Consider the following 20863-nt stretch of genomic DNA (forward strand, 5'->3'; position numbering starts at 1 on the left):
CACGTGACCGCCTTGGACACCTCCGCATCGAGCACCTTCGCGCCGAACGTCCGCCCCGACTGCACCGCCGCACTGACGGCTGCTCTGCGCCAGCGGATCATGGTGATCGACGGCGCGATGGGGACGGCGATCCAACGGGACCGGCCGGACGAGGCCGGCTACCGCGGCGATCGGTTCACGGAGTGGCCGACCGCTCTTCAGGGCAACAACGACCTGCTCAACCTCACGCAGCCGCAGATCATCGAGGGGATCCACCGCGAGTACCTCGAGGCGGGCGCCGACATTCTGGAAACCAACACGTTCAACGCGAACGCGATCTCGCTCTCCGACTACGACATGGCTGACCTGAGCTACGAGCTCAACTACGCCGGCGCCGCCCTGGCCCGCAAGGCCGCCGACGAGTACAGCACCCCCGAGAAGCCCCGCTACGTCGCCGGCGCCATCGGGCCGACGACGCGGACCGCGTCGATCTCGCCGGACGTCAACGACCCCGGCGCCCGCAACGTCTCCTACGACCAGCTGGTCGCCGCCTACCTCGAAGCCGCCAACGGCCTGGTCGACGGCGGCGCCGACCTCCTCATCATCGAGACGATCTTCGACTCGCTGAACGCCAAGGCGGCGGTGTTCGCCGTCGAGACACTGTTCGAGGACCGCGGACGCCGCTGGCCGGTGATCGTCTCGGGCACCATCACCGACGCGTCCGGGCGGACGTTGTCCGGTCAGGTCACCGAAGCATTCTGGAACGCGATCAGGCACGCGAAGCCGATCGCGGTGGGCCTCAACTGCGCCCTGGGCGCGCCGGAGATGAGGCCCTACATCGCCGAGATGTCCCGCATCGCGGACACCTTCGTCTCCTGCTACCCGAACGCCGGCCTGCCCAACGCCTTCGGCGAGTACGACGAGACCCCGGAGCGTCAGGCCGGCTACATCGCCGACTTCGCCGAGGCCGGCCTGGTCAACCTGGTCGGCGGGTGCTGCGGGACGGCGCCGCCGCACATCGCGGAGATCGCCAAGGTCGTCGAGGGCAAACCGCCGCGCGAGGTGCCGCAGATCGAGGTGGCCACCCGGCTCTCGGGCCTGGAGCCGCTCAACATCACCGACGACTCCCTGTTCGTGAACATCGGTGAACGCACCAACATCACCGGCTCCGCGCGGTTCCGCAACCTGATCAAGGCCGAGGACTACGACACCGCGCTGTCGGTGGCCCTGCAGCAGGTCGAGGTCGGCGCGCAGGTCATCGACATCAACATGGACGAGGGCATGATCGACGGCGTCGCCGCGATGGACCGGTTCACCAAGCTGATCGCGGCCGAGCCGGACATCAGCCGCGTCCCGGTGATGATCGACTCCTCCAAGTGGGAGGTCATCGAGGCGGGCCTGAAGAACGTGCAGGGCAAGCCGATCGTCAACTCGATCTCCATGAAGGAGGGCGAGGAGAAGTTCATCCGCGAGGCACGGCTGTGCCGCAAGTACGGCGCCGCCGTCGTCGTGATGGCCTTCGACGAGCAGGGTCAGGCCGACAACCTGGAGCGCCGCAAGGAGATCTGCGGGCGCGCCTACCGGATCCTGACCGAAGAGGTCGGCTTTCCGCCCGAGGACATCATCTTCGACCCGAACTGCTTCGCGCTGGCAACCGGTATCGAGGAGCACGCGACGTACGGGATCGACTTCATCGAGGCCTGCGCCTGGATCAAGGAGAACCTTCCGGGGGTGCACATCTCCGGCGGCATCTCGAACGTGTCGTTCTCGTTCCGGGGCAACAACCCCGTCCGCGAGGCGATCCACGCGGTGTTTTTGTTCCACGCCATCAAGGCCGGCCTGGACATGGGCATCGTCAACGCCGGCGCGCTGGTGCCCTACGACTCGATCGACCCCGAGTTGCGGGACCGCATCGAGGACGTCGTCCTGAACCGTCGCGAGGACGCGGCCGAACGGCTCCTGGAGATCGCCGAACGGTTCAACAGCACGGACCAGTCCGGGAAAGACGCCGCGGCGGAAGCCGAGTGGCGCAGCCTCCCGGTTCGCGAGCGGATCACGCACGCGTTGGTCAAGGGCATCGACGCACACGTCGATGCCGACACCGAGGAATTGCGCGCCGAGATCGCCGACGCGGGCGGTCGCCCGATCGAGGTGATCGAGGGCCCGCTGATGGACGGCATGAACGTCGTCGGTGACCTCTTCGGCTCGGGCAAGATGTTTTTGCCCCAGGTGGTGAAGTCGGCCCGGGTGATGAAGAAGGCCGTGGCGTACCTGTTGCCGTTCATCGAGGCGGAGAAGGAAGAGTCCGGCGCCGGGGCAGGCAAGGACACCAACGGCACGATCGTGATGGCGACCGTCAAGGGCGACGTCCACGACATCGGCAAGAACATCGTCGGGGTTGTCTTGCAGTGCAACAACTTCGAAGTGATCGACCTCGGTGTGATGGTGCCCGCCGAGAAGATCCTGGCCGCGGCGAGGGAGCACGACGCCGACATCATCGGGTTGTCCGGACTGATCACCCCGTCACTGGACGAGATGTCCAACTTCGCCGTCGAGATGGAACGTGAAGGCCTCGAGATCCCGCTGCTGATCGGTGGCGCGACCACCTCCCGCGCTCACACGGCGGTGAAGATATCGCCGCGCCGGACCGGTCCGGTGGTGTGGGTCAAGGACGCGTCCCGCTCGGTTCCGGTCGCCGCGGCCCTCCTCGACGACAAACAGCGGCCGGGCCTGCTGGAGGCCACCGAGAAGGATTACGCATCGCTGCGCGAGCGGCACGCGCAGAAGAACGAGCGCCCGATGCTCACGCTGGAGAAGGCCCGCGCCAACCGGACCCCGATCGAGTGGGACGGCTACACGCCGCCGGTGCCCGCCCAGGGTCTCGGGGTGCGGGAGTTCAAGGACTACGACCTCGCGGAGTTGCGCGAGTACATCGACTGGCAGCCGTTTTTCAACGCCTGGGAGATGAAGGGCCGCTTCCCCGACATCCTCAACAACCCGGCCTCGGGCGAGGCTGCCCGCAAGCTGTACGACGACGCCCAAGAGATGCTCGACACCCTGATCAAGGAGAAGTGGCTGACCGCCAACGCGGTGATCGGGTTCTTCCCGGCCAACGCGGTCGGCTCGGGTGTGGAAGACGTCGAGGTCTACACCGACGACACCCGCACCGAGGTGCTGACCACGCTGCACCACCTGCGTCAGCAGGGTGAGCACCGGGAGGGCATCCCCAACCGGTCGCTGGGCGACTACATCGCGCCCAAGGACACCGGCCTGGCCGACTACATCGGCGCCTTCGCCGTCACCGCCGGGCTCGGCAGCGGAGAAAAGATCGCGGAGTTCAAGGCAGCCCTGGACGACTACAGCGCGATCCTGCTGGAGTCGCTCGCCGACCGGCTGGCGGAGGCGTTCGCCGAACGGATGCACCAGCGGGTCCGCAAGGAGTTCTGGGGATTCCAGCCCGACGAGCACTTGGACAACGAGGCACTCATCGCCGAGAAGTACCAGGGAATCCGGCCCGCCCCGGGTTACCCGGCCTGCCCGGAGCACACCGAGAAGGCGACGCTCTGGAAGTTGATGGACGTTACGGAGCGGACCGGCATCGAGTTGACCGAGTCGATGGCGATGTGGCCCGGGGCCGCCGTCAGCGGCTGGTATTTCTCACACCCGCAGTCGCAGTACTTCGTGGTCGGCCGGATGGCCCAGGATCAGGTCGCCGACTACGCGAGGCGCAAGGGCTGGACCCTGAAGGAAGGTGAGCGCTGGCTCAGCTCCAACCTCGCCTACAACCCGGAGGACTGAGCCCGCCGCGGTCCACGAGCCCGGCGTGAGGCGAGCTCACCTATCGCGCTGACGGGCGGTGGCGTTCGGGGCCGAGTCATCAGTTGTCGTGCGCCGGAGAAACGCGCGCTTTCATCGCGGCGGCCAGGGAGCGTTCGGCGCGCCGGCGGGTGTCGCCGAGACCCACCATCAGGTTGACCGCCATCGGGGCCATCACGTCTTGCAGCCCTTGGGTGTCGATGAATCCGCCCATAGTCAGCAGGACGAATCCGTGTGTAGCACTGAGGATTTGGGTGGCCGCGGCGGTCGGATCCTGCGATCGGATCCGCCCGGCTTCGATGACCCGCTCGACCGCGGCCACCAGAACGGACAGCGCGTCGACACCTATCGACACGAGCGAGCCGACGCGCGCTTAGACGCGCAGCACGGAAGCCAAGGCGGACAGCGGAATATGCGCTTGCACGGTGCCCCCGTCCATGTACCACTGCGGCAGGCCGGGTGAGAAGTTGATCGGGCTGTCGTGGCCCACCGGGTAGTCCGGCATGTAGAGGATCAGCTCGTCGGGCGTCACCGCCCACGCCTTGTACGCCCCCGAATAGACCTCGTCCGGCGTCCAGCGGTCGACGACGAACGGGTAGGTTCCCGGGTCGTGCGGCGGCGGCGCCTGGTCGAGCGCGGTCTGGACAAACGGCTGGGCCAGTGGGGGAATGGCGGTCAGCGGGTCTGACGTCGTCAGGTCCGCCAGCTGCACCCGTCTTCCGCTTGCCATGTCGAATGTGAAGGTCCGATAGGCGTTGTTCGGCTGGGGGCCGTCGGCATGATAGTCCTCATGAAACACCGCGCTGAGCAGGTTGGCGTGCCGGAAGACTTCGAAGTTCTCCTCGCCGTAGCTGTCGGCGGCCATGCTGGAGTTGGCGTTTCGCCAATTGTTGACCAGGGTGTGCAGGTAGTCGCGGATCACCGGACCCGTGGTCGGATTGTCGACCAGATCCTCGGGCACCGCGACCTTGATGTCGCGCACGGCGTTGCGTTCCGAGGTCACCGAGGTGTGGCAATATTGGCCGTCCCAGTTCCCGCCGAGCTCGCCACAGAACGACGGGGCCGATGCGTGCGCAGCGGGGAAGGTGGGAAGCGTTGCGGCGGCTGCCAATACGGACGCCGCTATGAGCCGGCGCATCACAGCAGCTGCACTTTGCTTGCCCGCCAGCGGCCGTCGACCTTTTCCATGGTCATCTTGATCCTGCTGCGGTCGATGCGCGGGTCGGGAGCGGCCGTGTTGGTGACGGTCTGGTCGATGAACACCAGCACGACGACCTTGTTGGTGGATGCGGACTGGATGGCCGAGTCCACCACCACCCCATGCGCGGTGGCTTTGTTGTCGATCAGTAGCTGCCGAAGTTTCACGCTGGATTGGGTGTACATGTCCTTGAACTCGCCGGTGGCGCCGTCGAGCACCTGCCGGAAGTTCTCGTCGACCTTGTTCGAGTCGATGCTCGTCAGCACCTGCGCGTAAGCGATGGCCGCCTGCTGGGCCTGTTCGCCGGCCACCTTGACCTGATGGTCTTGCCACTGCCGCCATCCCAGGAACCCCGAAACCGCAAGCGAGGCAACGAGTAACAGCGGCAGTATGCTGCGGCGCAGGTATTGCTTCCAGGGCCGTTTGCCGCGTTCGGAGTCGCGACGTTTGCGTGTGAGCAGACCACCCTCGTCGGCCTGCTCCTCGGCCTCGCCGGCGGTCACGTCGTCGACGCCGTCGGGGGCGGCTTCCGTCGATCCGACGTCCGGCTCCGTTTTGACGGCCTCGGACTTCGGATTCTTTTGGGAGGTCACGATCACGGTCATCTCCTAGGGATCGGCTCGGACGGTTCAGGCCTAGTGCGGCGGTTCGATCGGCAGCTGCGGGCCGCCGTAGGGGGTGGGAATGGTGTAGCGGCCCTTGGGGGTCGGATCGGTTCGCTGGCCCAGGTTCGCGCCCATCGGCGGGCCGGCGGTGTCGTCGCCGCCCGGGCGCGGTGCGTTCTTGGCGCCGCGGATCGAGACCGCGGGGTCGTCGTCGCGGCAGTAGGTGTACATGAACGGCTCGTAGTAGTCGGCGGCCGACGGTGGGTGCGAGGGAGTTCCGTAGTCGCACACGTAGCGGGGGTAGAGGTCGGCAATCGCCCAGACTCCGTTGTCGTGAAACGCGCTCGTCACCGCGTCCAGTACCGACCCACGATAGTCCGGGAACAGCGCGTTGAGCGCCGGGACCCGCAGATATAAAAGCTGCGACATGGTGGCCATGCTGCCCAGCAACTGCACCATCGTGTCGGAATTGTCGGCGAACAGATTGTCGACGGCCGAAAGTGTGCGCGGTGTCTGCTGGGTTAAACGGCGATAGCCAGCCTGCATCCGGGCGACGCCGGTCAGCGTTTGGTTGAGTTCTGTTGCGGCAGCGCCCAAGCCGGAGTTCTTGTCGCTCGCCAGGGTGAGCACGACCCGGCTGGTCTTGATGATGCTGGTGGTTTGCGGCAGCACCGAATCCAGCGTCGAAAGCAGGAAAGTGCCGCCGTCGACGATGGCGGTCAGCTTCGCCGGACCTTCCTTGCTCAGGCTCAGTTCCTTCTTGATCAACTCGATCTTGTGCGGGTCCACCTGGGCCAGCAGCCCGTCGGCGTCGCCCAGCAACTGCGCCAAGCTGACCGGGACCGTGGTGTGGTCCAGGGCGATGCGGCTGCCGTCGTGCAAATACGGGCCGGCGTCGGACGCGGCTTCGAAGTTGACGTACTGCTCACCGGCCGGCGAGAGCGCCGACACGTGCACGACGCTGTTCGCCGGGATCCGCACCTTCGACGTGATGGTGGCGACGGCGTTCACCCCGTGGTCGGTGATCTCCAGCGACTCGACCCGGCCGATGCGCACCCCCCGCAGCGCGACGTCCTGGTTGGGGAGGAGCCCGCCCGAATCGGCCAACTGTATGGTGACCCGGTAGGACGCGGCGAAGGGCTTCACCCGCAAGGCGCCGATCAGCAGGTAGGCAGTGGCCACGACCAGGATGAGCGCCAACCCGGCCACCGACAGCCACACCTGTTGCCGGTGGCCCGTACGCACCGCCCGGACAACGAGATTGGCGAAGTCGGCGATGGCGCGGATCATGAGTGCGGCCCCGGCGGCGGTTCGGCCGACCCCGGTGGCGGGACCGGTCCCGGCGGGGGTCCGGGGGCGACATCGATTTGGCCCGGGATGGTCGGGTCCGGGATGACGGGAACCTGCGGCGAATCCGGTCCCCGGCCGACCACCCGCTCCTGTAGCCGCCACAGGGTGTACTTGAGGGTGCCCACGAGCAGGTTCACGTTGTAGTGGTGGGGTCCGTGCAGCCCGATGTCACCGGGGTATCCGATATCGGGCAGCGAACCGAGCATGATCTTGTCCACGCCCACGTGCACCGAAATCGAGTTCCCCGCCGTCGATTTGACCAACGGAGGGATCAGCCGGTTCACCGACAGCCAGCTGGTGTCCGGGCTCACCGCGACGTCGTTGGCGGCCCCGGCGATGGTGTTCAGGTCGCGGATCACGCTGCGGCCGCTGGTGTCGGTCCCGCCGATCGACGGGAACCTGGCCAGCAACCGCGTGGTGTCGCCCACCTGGACGGCCAAATTGGAAAGCTGGGTGGTGTTGGCGGCCAGGGCCGACGTCGCGGGCCTGGCCGCCGCCATCAGGTCGCTGATCGTTTGATTCTTGGCGTCGAGTTGGTCGGCCAGCCGCGACAATTGGCTCAACGCGTTCTTGATCTGATCGGATCGCGAATCCAGCGTCCCGAGCAACTCGTTGGACTTGCGGATCATGTCTCCGAACGCCTGTCCCTGGTCACCGGTCGCCTTGCCGAAACCGTTGATGATGTTAGTGAAATTGCGTACCGCGCCACCGTTTACGAGAATCGCCGCCGAGCTCAGCACCGACTCGACGGTCGCGGCGGCCGCGGTGGAGTCCAGGCCGATGGTGTCGCCGTTCTTCAATAGCGGCCCGTCCCCCTCACCCGCGCCGGGCGGCTTCAACGCGACGAACACGTCGCCCAGTGGCGTCGCGGTGCGCAATTCGGCGGTGCTGCCGCGGGGCAGTTGCACGCCCTCCCTGATCCGCAGCCTGGTGAGGGCGGTGTAGTTGCGCGCAACCATCGACTCGAGTTGCCCGACGTCGGCCCCGGCGAGCTTGACCTTGGCGTTCATCGGCAGGTTGAGCGCGTTGGAGAACACGGCGTTCAGCGAATACCCTCCCGAACCCAGCCCCGGTGCCGGAAGGGGCAGGCTGGCAAGGCCGTTCGTGGCGCATCCTGCGGTGACCATGGCCGCGGCCAGCACCGCCGGCATTCCCCGCGTGCGCGCCGTCATCATTTCTGCCCCATGGCGGCCATGCCGTCGAGCACGTAGGTCAACCCGAAATCGGGGCCGAAGTCCTGGATGGTCCCGGTGCTGCAGCCCAGTTGACGAAGGCCCATCAGGTTGCAGATCTCTTTGGTGTACTGGCTGTCGAAGAGCAATCGGTCCGTCAAAAAGCGGGCGCGCACGGCACCGTTGGCCCGGTCGATCATGTTGTAGGCGTTGTCGGCCACCAGTGGAGCGAGATCCAGGAGCTCGGCCAGGTCGCGCCTCTGCTCGGTCACCGTCTTCAGCGCGGCATTGCCGTTGACGACCGTCTGCTTGATGTTGTCGCGGTTGGCGTCAAGCAGGTCGCCGGCCCGCTGGATGAGTTGGTCGAGTTTGCGTCCGGTGCTGCCACTGCCGAGATTTTCGTCCGCCATGATCTGGCTGACTTGGTGGATGGTGGAGGCGAATTCGCGCAATTTCGTGTCATTGGCGGCCACGGCGTCGAACAGCGTACTGATGTTTTTGACGATCGTGGTGATCTGCTCACGGGTCGTCGCGCCGCCGTCGCTGGACAGGCGCAGCGCCTTGGACAGTTCGCCCAGCGCCGCTTTGATCTTTTCGCCGTTGCCGTTGATCACCTCGGTCCCGCCATTGAGCACGTCGGCGATCGGGCCGCCGCCGCGGCCGTCGCCCTCGAGCGACTTGGTCACCTTGTCCAGGACGTTGAGGACGCTGCTGAATTCGACCGGTGTCTTGGTCCGGGGCAACCCGATGGTGTCGTGGTTCTGCAGGGTCGGCCCGTCGTGGTAGGGCGGTGTGAGTTCGATCTGGCGGTCGGTGAGTATGGAGGTCGACACCGTGACCGCTTGCGCGGTGGCGGGAACCTTGACGTGGCGGTCGACGGTGAAGTCAACTTCGACGTAGCCGCCCTTGGCGTTGATCTTGGTGACCTTGCCCACCGGCATGCCCAGCACCGCCACCACGTTGCCCTCGTAAAGTCCTGAGGCGCTGTCGAATTGGGCGGTCACCGTGATCGTGTCCTCGTCGGAACGCAGGTACCACCAACCGACGCCGACCACCGCGCCGATGACCGCGACCGCGGCGACGATGGCCAGCGCCCTGGCGCCGAACCCCCTCATTTGCAGTCCTTGAAGTACTGGATCATGCCGAACTGCTTGGCGCGGCCGCTGATCGCGCACATCCAGGAGTCGATCAGGGGCACGTTGGGCGCGTTGAAGTTGACCGCGTTGCCGTCACCGGTGAGGTTGGCCGCCTCGCGAAAGAAGATCGGGCTGGTTTGCAGCATGCTGTGCAGCAGGTCGTCGTGCGCGGACATCAGGTTGGTGAAGTCGCGCATGTCTTTGATCAGCGCGTCCAGACCCGAGCGGTCGTTGACCACGACCTGGCTCATGGTGTCGACAAGACTCGAGAGGGATTGCATCATCGCGTGGAAAACGGCGCGCCGCGCGACGAATTGGCCCAGCAGGTCCTGCCCCTGGTCGACCAGCGCGCCGATACCGGCCTGCTGGCGCCGCAGCGTGTTCGTCACCTGCTCGGTGCTGCGCAGCAGCTGTCCAAGCTGGTCGCGGCGCACCGCGATGATCGACGAAAGGGTGTTGATGTTCGTGATTGCCTGCGGCACCACGGAGGGCAGTCCCTCGAGTTGCTTGCCGAGCACCGCCAGCGACCGTGCGAACCTGTCGGAGTCGACCTGTTCGAAAGTGGTGGTGGCGTCCTGCAACGCGGCCTGCAGGTCGTAGGGCACCTCGGTGTGCGCCAGGTCGAATGTGTTCTTGGGCAGGTGCGCCGGCCCGTTGGGTTCCAGCGCGAGGTAGCGCGACCCCAGGATCGTGGTGACCCTGATCTGCGCCCGGGAGTCCTTGCCCAGCTTGATGTCGTCCCGGACCTTCAGCCCCGCCTCGACGTGGTCGCCGACGAGTTTCATGCTCGTGACGTTGCCCACCGGAATGCCCGCGACCACGATGGGGTTGCCCGCCCGCAGCGAAGCCGCTTGCAGGAACTCGGCGGTGTAGTGCCGATAGCCGGCGCCGATGGCATGCACCAGCAGCATGACCCCGATGACCACCGCTACCACCGCGACCGCGATGAACCCCAGCCAGGTCTTGTTGTAGCTTTCCAGCGGCCGCTTCTTAATCCCCGAAAGCCGTTGCCGCACAGTCTTGTCAGCCATCGACCGTGCTCCTGCACCTCGGGGTGTGCCACGCCCTGTTTCCCGGCGTGGCGGCATTGATGATGATCGGCACGACATCGTTGAGCCCGGGGAAGAACCCCATGAAGTTCACGTCACACACGTAGGCGTTGCCGTAGGCGCCCTGATTGCCGACCCGGGTAAGGCCTTTCAGCAGCAGCGGGATGTTGTCGCCGAAGAACGCCACCTGCGGTTCGACGTCCATGATGTGTCTGGCGACACCGGGCTTGCGATCGATGAATTCGCGCAATGCCGGGTACACGTCGGTCGCCGACGTCGACAGTCGACCCGTCACCCGCGCCAGCGAACCCACCGAGGCGACCAGGTCGGGGCGCCGCTGGTCGAGCTCACCGACGACGCTGCGGGTCTGTGTGATGACCCCGTCGAGGTCGTCGTTTTGGGCCGCGAGGTTGCCCACCACCTTGTTGAGGTTGGTGATCACGCTGCCCAGGGCCTGATCCCGCCCCGCGAATGTCTCTGTGAGCGTGGAGGTCTGGCCGACCAGCGTGGCCAGCGATGACGTGTCACCTTGCAGCGAGGCGATGATGCCTTTGGTGAGGTTGTCGGCGTCGTGGGGGTTCAGCAGGCTGAACAACGGTTCGTAGCCATTGAGCAGCGTGGTGACGTCGAAAGAGGGTTCGGTGCGTTCCAGCGGGATGGTGCTGCCCGGCGGAAGCAGCTCGGGGCTGCCTTCCTTGCCCAACGACAGTCCCAGGTAGCGCTGCCCGACGATGTTCTGATACGTCACCGAGGCGAGGGTGTTGCCGAACAGCCGTTGTTCCTGCTGCACCACGAACGAGACTTTCGCCAGTTTCCCGTCCAGTTCCACCTTTTCGACCCGGCCCACGCGCACTCCCGCCATGCGGACGTCGTCGCCCTCGCGAAGCCCGTACACGTCGCTGAACACCGCCGAATACCTGGCCGTGTCACCGGCGACGTCACGCCGCAAGCTCACATACACCAGCCAGGTCACCGTCAGCGAGACGATCATGAACAGGGTCAGCGCGATGAGCGGGCCGCGAAATTTCATTTGGCCTCCCCGGACGGATGGGCTACCGACACCGTGGTGCCACGGGCGACCGGACCGAGCAGCAGCTCCGTGGCCGGCGTGGCGGGGCCGCCGGTGATCACACCCAACATGTTTCGTTCATACTGGCTCCCAACGGGTCCCACGTTCCCCCCGAAACGCGAGGGGCCAAACGACGCCTGCGGAATCCACGGCGCCTTGGGCGCCACCGGCGCGACCCACGGCTGATGCGGTTGTGGTGTCGCCGGCGCCCCCGGCGACGGGTTGTCGGGATTCGCGCTGCCGGGAACGGGCGGTGACGGCGTAATCCCTGGGGCCAGCGGGGGATTCGGATCGGTCAAATTCGGAGTCGGGTTGATCAGCGGCGGACCCACGGCAACCAGGTTTCCGTCCGGACCGATCACGGTGCCCGGCGGCGGAGCCAGATCCTTGGGGGGATGATAGTTCTGCGGCAGCAGCACCTCGGGCAGATCGGGGCGCACCGGGATCAGCGGCGCGGTAAAGCAGCTCGGCCCCTTCAGCTCGCCGTAGTGTGGACAGTCGGCGCGGGTGTAGGTGGAACTGGGCGTGAACGTCAGCATCGCGCGCATGTTGCCCAGATTCGTGTCCGGGTTCCAGACCTGCTCCATGAACTGGTTGGCAAGGTTGTCCAATTTCGTCACCGCGGGCACGAAATTGTTCGACTTCTGCGCCAACACACCGAACACCGGCGTGAAATCGGCGGTGATCCTGATGAGTTGGTCGATGTGGTTGTCGAACGATTGGCGCGTCGTGCCGACCGTGTCGTCGGCGCCCGACAGCAGCGAGCTCAGCTGTCCGCGCGTCTCGGCGAACGTCCGCATCGGCTCGACGGCCTGATGCAATGCGTCGAGAAGGTCGGGGGCCGTCTGCGCGAGCCCCGTCGTCGCATCGAGCAGCGCGGACACCGTCGACGGACCGGTGTCGGTGCTGACGATCGAATTGAGCTGGTCGAGAAGGCGATTCAACTGCGCACCGGCGTTGAGCAGGCTGACGCGGCGGTGGTCGGTCGCCGCACCCAGGGCGGCCAGGATCCCCACCGACCTGTCGTCACGGCCGCGCCCCGCGGCGGCCAGCAGGTCGCGCAACTTGCTGACCGTCGTCTGGAACAACACGGTCGGCAACCGCTTGTCCTCCGGAATATGCGCGCCCTGGCGGATTTTCGCCCCCGGGCCCTTTTGGTTTGGGGAGCCCACCAACTGCACCGACGACACGGCGAACACATTGCTCGGCACCACGCGCGCGGTCACGGCGGCCGGAATCGACTTGGCGTATTCGGGTTTGAGGTCGATGTGGACATAGTTGGGTTTGCCGTGCGCGGCCGGGACGACGTCGTCGACCATTCCGACGAGCACGCCGTGATATTTGACGTCCGATTTTTGCGGAAGGCCGTCGCCCACGTTGACCAGATCGGCAACCACCCGCACGTAATTGTCCAGCCTGCCAGTGGATTTGACCAACATCGCGGCGGTGACCAGGGCGCTGACCACCACGACGGCGATGCCGACGCCGAACAGCTGGCGTTCGGAGGGGCCACGTCCGTCCAGCTCAAGGGAATTGGGCATCTTCCACCGACCTAGCCACGGGCCTAACCGCCAAACCTTGCGCCGGAGTCGACGCCCCACAGCGCCATGGTGAGCAGCATGTTCACGATGATCACGACCGTGATGCTGGCCCGCATGCCGTGCCCCGCGGCGACGCCGACGCCTTCGGGTCCGCCGCTCGCGTAATACCCGTAGTAGCACTGGATCGTCGAGGCGATCCACACGAAGATGACGGCCTTGATCAACGAGTAGACGATGTCCTGGCCGGCCAGCATCAGCGTGAAGTAGTGCAGGTAGGACCCGGTCGAGCCACCGCTGCCGATCCCCACCACCACTTGCGTGCTCAGGTAGCCGATCGCCAGGCACGCGGCGTACAGCGGGATGATCGCCACCACCGAGGCGATCAGCCGGGTGGTCACCAGGTAGGGGATCGGGCGGATCGCGATCGACTCCAATGCGTCGATCTCCTCGGCGATGCGCATGGATCCCAGCTGGGCGGTGAAGCGGCAACCGCCCTGCATGGCGAAGGCCAGCGATGCCATCAACGGCGCCAGTTCGCGGGTGTTGACCAACGAGGAGACGAACCCGGTGGCCGGGCCGAGGCCGAGCAGGTCGAGGAAGTTATAGCCCTCGATGCCGACGAGTGCGCCGACCGTCATGCCGAGCACCACCGCCACGCCGGCGGTGCCGCCACCGACCACGATCGAGCCGTTGCCCCAGGTGATGTTCGACAGGAGCCGCAGAAATTCGCCGCTGTACTGGCGCACGGCGAGCGGCACGGCGACCGCCGCCCGGACGAAGAAGACCAGCAGATGGCCGAGCCGGATGATCGGCACCTTGCCCCTGCGGTAGAGCCGGACGAGCGGCGTCGAAATCGGTGCGAAAGGCTCATACGCCGAGGCCGTCACGTCAGAGCCCCGTCCTGGGCGACAACAGGATGTAGAGCTGGCTGATGGCGACGTTGACGATCATCAGCAGCAGGATCGCCTCGACGACGGCGGCGTTCACCGAGTTCGCGACGCCCGTCGGTCCGCCCTTGGTGGACAAGCCTTTTTGGCTGGACACGACGGCCACGATCGCGCCGAACACGATCGCCTTCAGCAGCGCGAGAATCATGTCGCCGGTCGTCGCGAACGACGCGAACGTCGACACGAAGCTGCCCGGCGCGCCGTTCTGGAAGTACACGTTGAACATGTAGCTCGCGAAGAATCCGGCGAAGCACACGACGCCGGTGAGGGCCACACCGATCATCACCGCCGCGGCGAAGCGGGGGACAACCAGGCGCCGGATCACCGAGACCCCCATCACCTCCATCGCGTCGGTTTCCTCGCGCATGGTGCGCGAACCGAGATCGGCGGTGATGGCCGACCCGACGGCCGACGCCATGAGCACCGCCGCCACCAACGACGCGCCCTGCCGAATGACCGCGAGCCCGCTCGCCGCGCCGGCCAGCGAGGTGGCGCCGACCTGGCCGGCCAGCAGCGCGAATTGGATGGACAGGGTGACGCTGATCGGCAGCGAGACCAGGATCGTCGGTAGCACCGCGGTGCCGGCCATGAACGCGCCCTGCCGGACGAATTCGTGCCATTGAAATCGCCCGGTGATCAGGTCGACGAAGAAATATTGAACGGTGCGCACGCCCAGGACGAACTGTTCGCCCACCGTCGTCAGCGAGGCGACCGGATGACGTCTGACGTACCCGACCGACCAGTTCCGGATGGCGACAACGCCGTCAAGCTGTGCCGTCGTCATAGCGGCGCGACCCGCGGTCGGTCTAGCAAACCCGTGGCACAGGTCATCGCGTACCAGCTACCGCTCATCGGCCCTCTTCCCACCCCTAAGTCCTGAGCGCCGAGCAGAGGCCGTTGGGTAGCCGTTGGAACCCTATTTTTATTAAAATAGTGTCAACAAGCGCCAAGACTCTGCAGTTCATCGGTGTGTGCTGCATCACACTAGCCTATTTGATAGGGACTTTCAATAGTGTAGAGTCCCTCATCTGAGATCGTCGCTGGACGGCATCGCGGGGTTCTAATGTCGGATTGACGAAGGTGATGGCATGCCCTCAGCAAACACCGGTTCGTTGCGGGACCGACGCCGTGCTGAGCTGCTTTCCCAGATCCAGCAGACCGCGCACCAGCTCTTCGCCGAGCGGGGCTTCGAGGCGGTGACGACCGAGGACATCGCGTCGGCCGCCGGGGTCTCCATCAGCACGTATTTCCGGTATGCGCCCACCAAGGAGGGCCTGCTCGTCGATCCCGTTCGGGAGGCGGCCGCCGAGATCGTGGGTTCGTACAGCGCCCGGCCGCCACACGAGTCACCGGTCGAAGCATTGATCCAGCTGTTCGTCACGCACGCCAGGGATGTCAGCAACGTCGCCAACCTCGATACCTGGCGTCACGCCGTCGCCACCGCGCCCCACCTGTTGAGCAAATCCGTCTTGGTCAGCGAAACCGATCACGGCACGCTGATCGAGCAAGTCGCTCACCGGATGGGTGTCGATGCGGGGGTCGACACTCGACCCGCGTTGTTGGTCCACACCAGTTTGGCCACAGTCCAATTCGTCCTCGACGGGTGGCTGTCCTCGGATATCGGCGAAAGCCCGGCTTTTCACGAACAATTGGAACAAGCGCTGCGGCTCACTCTCGCCGGATTCGACTGAACCGGGCGGCCCCGACCGAAACCGCCGTGACTTTGCCGACCGCCGCGTGAAACAATCGCTGGCCGTGAAGACCTTCGAGGATCTGTTCGCCGAACTCGGCGAGCGTGCCCGCACCCGGCCGGCCGGCAGCGCGACGGTCGCCGCGCTCGACGGCGGCATCCACGGGCTGGGTAAAAAGATCCTCGAGGAAGCCGGCGAGGTGTGGCTGGCCGCAGAACACGAACCCGACGACGCGCTGGCCGAGGAGATCAGCCAGTTGCTCTACTGGACGCAAGTGCTGATGGTCGCGCGCGGGCTGTCCCTCGACGACGTGTATCGGAAGCTGTGACCATGCTGCGGGTTGCGGTTCCCAACAAAGGCACGCTGAGCGAGCCGGCCACCGAGATCTTGGCGGAGGCCGGCTACCGGCGCCGCACCGACTCCAAGGACCTGACCGTCATCGACCCGGCCAATCAGGTCGAGTTCTTCTTCCTGCGGCCCAAAGACATTGCCATCTATGTGGGTTCGGGCGAGCTGGATTTCGGCATCACCGGGCGCGACCTGGTGGGCGATTCCGACGCCCCGGTGCGGGAACGTCTGGCGCTGGGATTCGGGTCGTCGAGTTTTCGCTACGCCGCCCCGGCCGGGCGGGACTGGAAGATCGCCGATCTGGCCGGCAAGCGGGTGGCCACGGCGTACCCCAACTTGGTGCGAAAAGACTTGGCGGGGCGCGGTATTGAGGCGACCGTCATCCGACTGGACGGCGCGGTGGAGATCTCGGTGCAACTCGGTGTCGCCGACGCCATCGCCGACGTGGTCGGGTCCGGGCGCACCCTGAGCCTGCACAACCTGGTGGCGTTCGGTGATCCGCTGTGCGATTCGGAAGCCGTGCTGATCGAGAGCGACCACAGCAGCCGGTCCGGGACGCAGGCCGCGCGCGATCAGCTGGTGGCGCGCATCCAGGGTGTGGTCTTCGGCCAGCAGTATCTGATGCTCGACTACGACTGCCCGCGCTCGGTGCTGGACAAGGCCACCGCGATCACGCCGGGCCTGGAGTCGCCGACCATTGCGCCCCTGGCCGATCCGGATTGGGTTGCCATCCGGGCGCTGGTCCCGCGCCGGGGCGTGAACGAAATCATGGATGAGCTGGCCGCCATCGGCGCCAAGGCGATTCTGGCGTCCGATATCAGGTTTTGCCGGTTCTGATTGCACACGCGGTGCGACCGCCGCGGCTGTGTTAGCGTCCGCCTCGGGGGATTGCCCGGGTTGGCGTGTGGGCCGTCCCTGAAAAGGTCGCCGGCTGTTTCGTCCTCCAGGAGGTCTTCGTGACTCACGCGCTTGTTGTGTTGCTGGCTTTGTTGATTGGCGTCGTTGCCGGGTTGCGTTCGCTGACGGCGCCCGCCCTGGTCGCCTGGGCCGCCGCCCCCGCTCTTCTTGGTTGGATCGACCTGCACGGCACCTGGGCGTCGTGGATGGGAAGCATCGTCGCGGTGGTGGTCTTCACCGTCCTCGCCGTCGGCGAACTGATCAACGACAAGCTGCCCAAGACCCCGGCCCGCACGGCGGCGCCGATCTTCGCGGCCCGCATCGTCACGGGCGGTCTCGCGGGGGCGGCGCTGGGCGCCTGGCCGCACTGGACGTTTACCGCGCTCGGCGCCGGCGTCATCGGCGCGGTGCTCGGCACCCTCGGCGGCTACCAGGCGCGCAAGCGGCTGGCCGCGGTGGCGGGCAAGGATCTGCCCATCGCGCTGCTCGAGGACGTGGTCGCGATCGTCGGGGGATTCGTCATCGTGGCGGTGACGGGCCACGTGCTGACGGAGTACCTGCTGACGGCGGTTAAGTGACAGAACATTTCGACGCGATCATCGTCGGTGCGGGCCAGGCGGGCCCGCCGTTGGCGGGGCGGCTGACGGCAGCCGGGCAGCGCGTCGCGATCGTCGAACGCAAACTGATCGGCGGCACCTGCGTCAACACCGGATGCATCCCGACCAAGACGCTGGTGGCCTCCGCGCACGCCGCGCACCTGGCGCGGCGCGGCGCGGACTACGGCGTCGGCACCGGCGAGATCAGCGTGGACATGGCGAAAGTCAAGGCCCGCAAGGACGAGATCATGCTGGGCGATCGCAAGGGCGTCGAAGATTGGCTCGAGGGCATGGACGGCTGCACCGTCGTCCGCGGGCACGCGGTATTCACCGATCCGCACACCGTGCGGGTCGGTGACGACGTGCTGCGCGCCGAGCGCATCTTCCTCAACGTCGGCGGCCGCGCCGTGGTGCCCGACATCCCGGGCCTGGACGAGGTCGAGTTCCTCACCAACGTGTCCATCCTCGAACTCGACACGCTGCCAACGCATCTCGTCATCGTGGGAGGCAGCTACATCGCGCTGGAGTTCGCGCAGATGTACCGGCGCTTCGGGGCGCGGGTGACGGTGGTGGAGCGTGGCCCGCGGTTGGCGTCCCGCGAAGACGAGGACGTCTCGGCCACCATCGAAGACATCTTGCGAGCCGAGGGCATCGACATCATCGTCGGTGCTGATGACATGCGAATCACCAAGACCGACAACGGGTTTGAGATCACCCCCCGCGACGGCGCCGCTCCCGTCCGGGGGAGTCACCTGCTGCTGGCAGTCGGCCGGCGCCCCAACACCGACGACCTTGGTCTGGAAGCCGCCGGTGTGCGGACCGACGCCCACGGCTACATCGTGGTCGACGACCAGCTCAAGACCAGCGTCGAGCACATCTGGGCGATGGGCGACTGCAACGGCAGGGGCGCGTTCACCCACACGTCATACAACGACTTCGAGATCGTCGCCGCCAATCTGCTCGATGACGACCCGCGGCGGGTGAGCGACCGCATCACCACCTACGCGCTCTACATCGACCCGCCGCTGGGCCGCGCCGGCCTGACCGTCGATCAGGTTCGCGCGTCGGGACGCAAGGCGCTCGTCGGCAAGCGGCCGATGACCAGGGTCGGCCGGGCGGTCGAAAAGGGTGAGACACAAGGCTTCATGAAAGTCGTGGTCGACGCCGAAACCGAGGAGATCCTGGGGGCCGCCATCTTTGGGGTCGGCGGCGACGAGGCCATTCACTGCATCCTGGACGTCATGTCGGCCAACGCGCCCTACACCACGCTCTCACGCACCATGCACATCCATCCCACGGTCAGCGAGCTCATTCCGACCGTGCTGCAGGAGATGTCGGCGCTCGACTAGACTGCTACGCCGCCGGCTCGCTCGAGCGTGAATCACTGTGCGCGTCAAATTATTCCGGCCAACCCGGGTAGGGCGGCGGTGTTCCACCGAAAAGCGGGCAGAGCTGCTGGTGGGGACACCAGTCGCACAATCGCGACTGGGTGGGACGGAAATCGCCGGTCTGGCCGGCGGATTGGATGGCGCGCCAGATCGCGATCAGGGTCTTCTCGAAGCGCAGCAGCTCGGCGTGGTCCGGTGAATAGTCCAGCACCTGGCCGTCGGCCAGGTAGATCAGCCGCAGCCGGGTGGGCGGCACACCGCGCGACCGCAGCAGCGCCACCGCGTAGAACTTCATCTGGAACATGGCCTTGAACTCGGCCAGGGCCCGCGCTTCCGGTGGCGCCTTGCCGGTCTTGTAGTCGACCACCCGGAGTTCTCCGGTGGCCGCGACGTCGATGCGGTCGATGAAGCCCCGCAGCAGCGTGCCGTCGGCGAGTTCGACTTCCACGCGTTCTTCGCAGCATTGCGGGTCGAAACGGGTCGGGTCTTCGAGGCGGTAGTAGCCGGCGAGCAGCGCCTGGGCCTCGGCCAGCAGCTGGGTGTGCTGGGCCGGGTCCAGGTCGGCGGTGAGCTCCGGCGTCGCGGCCATCACCTGCTCCCACGCGGGCTGCACCAGCGACATGGCGGTGTCGGGGCCGCGCTGCGCGGCGGGCAGCCCGTAGAGCTGCTGGAGGGCGGCGTGAACGAGCGATCCGCGCAGCTGCGCCGGCGACGGGGCCTCGGGCAGGCGGTCGATGGCCCGGAACCGGTACAGCAGGGGGCATTGCTTGAAGTCCGCGGCGCGCGACGGTGACAGCGCGGGGCGGGACACTTGCCGCGCCGGGCCCGTCACCGACTGCGGGGCCTCCGGCTGGACGATCATGTCGGAAGCCTATGACCGGGCGCCGACAACCCCCAAGCACCCGAGGGGGCGAGTCGGCTGGCACGCTATACCGCGTGTCCGCAACCGGCCCGTTCACCGTGGGCGAGCGTGTTCAGCTCACCGACGCCAAGGGTCGGCACTACACGATGGTGCTTGCCGAGGGCGCCGAGTTCCACACCCATCGCGGGTCGATCCCGCACGACGCGGTCATCGGGCTCGAGCAGGGCAGCGTGATCAAGTCCAGCAACGGCGCCGCGTACTTGGTGCTACGGCCCCTGCTGATCGACTACGTGATGTCGATGCCCCGCGGGCCGCAGGTGATCTACCCGAAGGACGCGGCTCAGATCGTCCACGAGGGCGACATCTTCCCCGGGGCCCGGGTGCTGGAGGCCGGCGCCGGTTCGGGCGCGCTGACTTGTTCGCTGCTGCGCGCGGTCGGGCCCGGCGGGCGGGTGGTCTCCTACGAGCAGCGCGCCGACCACGCCGAACACGCCGAACGCAACGTGTCGGTGTTCTCCGGCGGCGCCGTGCCGGACAACTGGGAATTGATCGTCAGCGATGTGGCCGACTCCGAGCTGCCGGACGGATCCTTCGATCGCGCCGTGCTCGACATGCTCGCGCCGTGGGATGTGCTGGAGTCGGTCGCGCGGCTGCTGACCCCCGGTGGGGTGCTGATGATCTATGTGGCCACCGTCACCCAACTGTCACGCGCCGTCGAGGCGTTGCGGGCGCAGCAGTGCTGGACCGAGCCGCGGTCCTGGGAGACGTTGCAACGCGGTTGGAACGTCGTCGGGCTCGCGGTGCGGCCGCAGCATTCGATGCGGGGGCACACGGCTTTCCTGATCTTCACGCGACGGCTTGCGCCCGGGGTGGTTGCGCCCGCGCCGCTGGGGCGCAAGCGCGTGGGCCGCGACGGCTAGTCCATATCGTCGCTGCGCAGCAGCGAGCGTCGCACCGACAGCAGCTCGAACTCGGGATGCGCGGCCACCAGCCGCTCGGCCGCATCCAGGACGTCGACCGCGTGGCCGCGATCACCGGAGACCAGGGCGACGCCGATGCCGGCCCGTCGATACAGATCATGCGAACCGGTCTCGGCCGCCGACATGCTGAACCTGCGCTGCAATTCGGCGACGACGGGACGGATCACCGATCGCTTCTGTTTGAGTGAGCGAACGTCGCCCAGCAAGACGTCGAACTCGAGCCAGCCGATCCACATTCC

The 20863-nt window shown here is 66.6% G+C and carries 20 protein-coding genes; 7 read left to right on the forward strand and 13 right to left on the reverse strand.

Annotated features, from left to right (window positions below; genetic code table 11):
* Window positions 1–3: 3 nt before the first annotated feature.
* A complete protein-coding gene (metH, locus tag AC0KS4_RS09360; RefSeq protein WP_225326881.1) occupies window positions 4–3777 on the forward strand; it encodes a methionine synthase in 3774 nt (1257 codons plus the stop codon).
* 79 nt (window positions 3778–3856) lie between these two features.
* On the opposite strand, the gene AC0KS4_RS09365 is transcribed toward metH, so the two are convergent.
* From AC0KS4_RS09365 to AC0KS4_RS09415, 11 genes are read right to left on the reverse strand one after another with little or no spacing between them, the layout of a single operon-like run.
* On the reverse strand, window positions 3857–4150 hold the full coding sequence (locus AC0KS4_RS09365) for a hypothetical protein (RefSeq protein ID WP_238957918.1): 294 nt from the start codon (window positions 4148–4150) through the stop codon (window positions 3857–3859).
* Window positions 4151–4168: 18 nt separating this feature from the next.
* Window positions 4169–4933, reverse strand: coding sequence for a mannan-binding family protein (locus AC0KS4_RS09370; RefSeq protein ID WP_275254687.1), 765 nt, complete (start codon window positions 4931–4933; stop codon window positions 4169–4171).
* Entirely contained in the window at window positions 4933–5598 is a 666-nt protein-coding gene (locus tag AC0KS4_RS09375; protein ID WP_238957920.1) for a tetratricopeptide repeat protein, read from the reverse strand. The genes AC0KS4_RS09370 and AC0KS4_RS09375 overlap by 1 nt, the downstream gene beginning before the upstream one ends.
* A gap of 30 nt (window positions 5599–5628) precedes the next feature.
* Window positions 5629–6888, reverse strand: coding sequence for an MlaD family protein (locus AC0KS4_RS09380; protein ID WP_238957921.1), 1260 nt, complete (start codon window positions 6886–6888; stop codon window positions 5629–5631).
* A complete protein-coding gene (locus tag AC0KS4_RS09385; protein ID WP_238957922.1) occupies window positions 6885–8123 on the reverse strand; it encodes an MlaD family protein in 1239 nt (412 codons plus the stop codon). The genes AC0KS4_RS09380 and AC0KS4_RS09385 overlap by 4 nt, the downstream gene beginning before the upstream one ends.
* On the reverse strand, window positions 8120–9235 hold the full coding sequence (locus AC0KS4_RS09390) for an MCE family protein (RefSeq protein WP_225326874.1): 1116 nt from the start codon (window positions 9233–9235) through the stop codon (window positions 8120–8122). Before AC0KS4_RS09390 ends, AC0KS4_RS09385 begins: the two co-directional genes overlap by 4 nt.
* Window positions 9232–10287 carry an MCE family protein gene (locus tag AC0KS4_RS09395; protein ID WP_238957923.1) on the reverse strand — a complete coding sequence of 352 codons (1056 nt, stop codon included), beginning with the start codon at window positions 10285–10287 and terminating at the stop codon, window positions 9232–9234. The genes AC0KS4_RS09390 and AC0KS4_RS09395 overlap by 4 nt, the downstream gene beginning before the upstream one ends.
* Window positions 10280–11335 (reverse strand): MCE family protein, encoded by a 1056-nt coding sequence (locus tag AC0KS4_RS09400; protein ID WP_225326872.1) that lies wholly within the window; start codon window positions 11333–11335, stop codon window positions 10280–10282. The genes AC0KS4_RS09395 and AC0KS4_RS09400 overlap by 8 nt, the downstream gene beginning before the upstream one ends.
* Window positions 11332–12915, reverse strand: a complete 1584-nt coding sequence (locus AC0KS4_RS09405; RefSeq protein ID WP_238957924.1) for an MlaD family protein — start codon at window positions 12913–12915, stop codon at window positions 11332–11334. The genes AC0KS4_RS09400 and AC0KS4_RS09405 overlap by 4 nt, the downstream gene beginning before the upstream one ends.
* Before the next feature lie 23 nt (window positions 12916–12938).
* Window positions 12939–13802, reverse strand: coding sequence for an ABC transporter permease (locus tag AC0KS4_RS09410; RefSeq protein WP_014711536.1), 864 nt, complete (start codon window positions 13800–13802; stop codon window positions 12939–12941).
* A 1-nt stretch (window position 13803) separates the two neighbouring features.
* On the reverse strand, window positions 13804–14646 hold the full coding sequence (locus AC0KS4_RS09415) for an MlaE family ABC transporter permease (RefSeq protein WP_225326870.1): 843 nt from the start codon (window positions 14644–14646) through the stop codon (window positions 13804–13806).
* 304 nt (window positions 14647–14950) lie between these two features.
* Here AC0KS4_RS09415 and AC0KS4_RS09420 point away from each other — a divergent pair, with 304 nt between their 5' ends.
* The 5 genes from AC0KS4_RS09420 to AC0KS4_RS09440 all read left to right on the forward strand — a co-directional run bounded on the left by AC0KS4_RS09420 (window position 14951) and on the right by AC0KS4_RS09440 (window position 18743).
* Window positions 14951–15553: a TetR family transcriptional regulator gene (locus tag AC0KS4_RS09420; RefSeq protein WP_238957925.1), complete on the forward strand. Its 603-nt coding sequence runs from the start codon at window positions 14951–14953 to the stop codon at window positions 15551–15553.
* A gap of 46 nt (window positions 15554–15599) precedes the next feature.
* The gene (locus AC0KS4_RS09425) at window positions 15600–15881 is read left to right on the forward strand and encodes a phosphoribosyl-ATP diphosphatase (protein WP_009953388.1); all 282 of its coding nucleotides are present in this window, start codon (window positions 15600–15602) and stop codon (window positions 15879–15881) included.
* A gap of 2 nt (window positions 15882–15883) precedes the next feature.
* Window positions 15884–16738, forward strand: a complete 855-nt coding sequence (hisG, locus tag AC0KS4_RS09430) for an ATP phosphoribosyltransferase (RefSeq protein WP_225326867.1) — start codon at window positions 15884–15886, stop codon at window positions 16736–16738.
* Window positions 16739–16857: 119 nt separating this feature from the next.
* Entirely contained in the window at window positions 16858–17376 is a 519-nt protein-coding gene (locus AC0KS4_RS09435; protein ID WP_238957926.1) for a DUF4126 domain-containing protein, read from the forward strand.
* The gene (locus AC0KS4_RS09440) at window positions 17373–18743 is read left to right on the forward strand and encodes an FAD-containing oxidoreductase (protein ID WP_238957927.1); all 1371 of its coding nucleotides are present in this window, start codon (window positions 17373–17375) and stop codon (window positions 18741–18743) included. The genes AC0KS4_RS09435 and AC0KS4_RS09440 overlap by 4 nt, the downstream gene beginning before the upstream one ends.
* 49 nt (window positions 18744–18792) lie before the next feature.
* Here the strand turns inward: AC0KS4_RS09440 and AC0KS4_RS09445 are convergent, their stop codons facing one another.
* The gene (locus AC0KS4_RS09445) at window positions 18793–19644 is read right to left on the reverse strand and encodes a RecB family exonuclease (protein ID WP_238957928.1); all 852 of its coding nucleotides are present in this window, start codon (window positions 19642–19644) and stop codon (window positions 18793–18795) included.
* 74 nt (window positions 19645–19718) lie between these two features.
* Between AC0KS4_RS09445 and trmI the strand changes: the two genes are divergently transcribed.
* A complete protein-coding gene (gene trmI, locus AC0KS4_RS09450; RefSeq protein WP_238957929.1) occupies window positions 19719–20564 on the forward strand; it encodes a tRNA (adenine(58)-N(1))-methyltransferase TrmI in 846 nt (281 codons plus the stop codon).
* On the opposite strand, the gene AC0KS4_RS09455 is transcribed toward trmI, so the two are convergent.
* A complete protein-coding gene (locus AC0KS4_RS09455; protein ID WP_225326862.1) occupies window positions 20561–20860 on the reverse strand; it encodes a DUF503 domain-containing protein in 300 nt (99 codons plus the stop codon). The two genes, trmI and AC0KS4_RS09455, sit on opposite strands and share 4 nt — an antisense overlap.
* Between the last annotated feature and the right edge of the window lie 3 nt (window positions 20861–20863).

It is taken from the genome of Mycobacterium sp. NTMscope_MAC_12 (genome assembly GCF_976985675.1).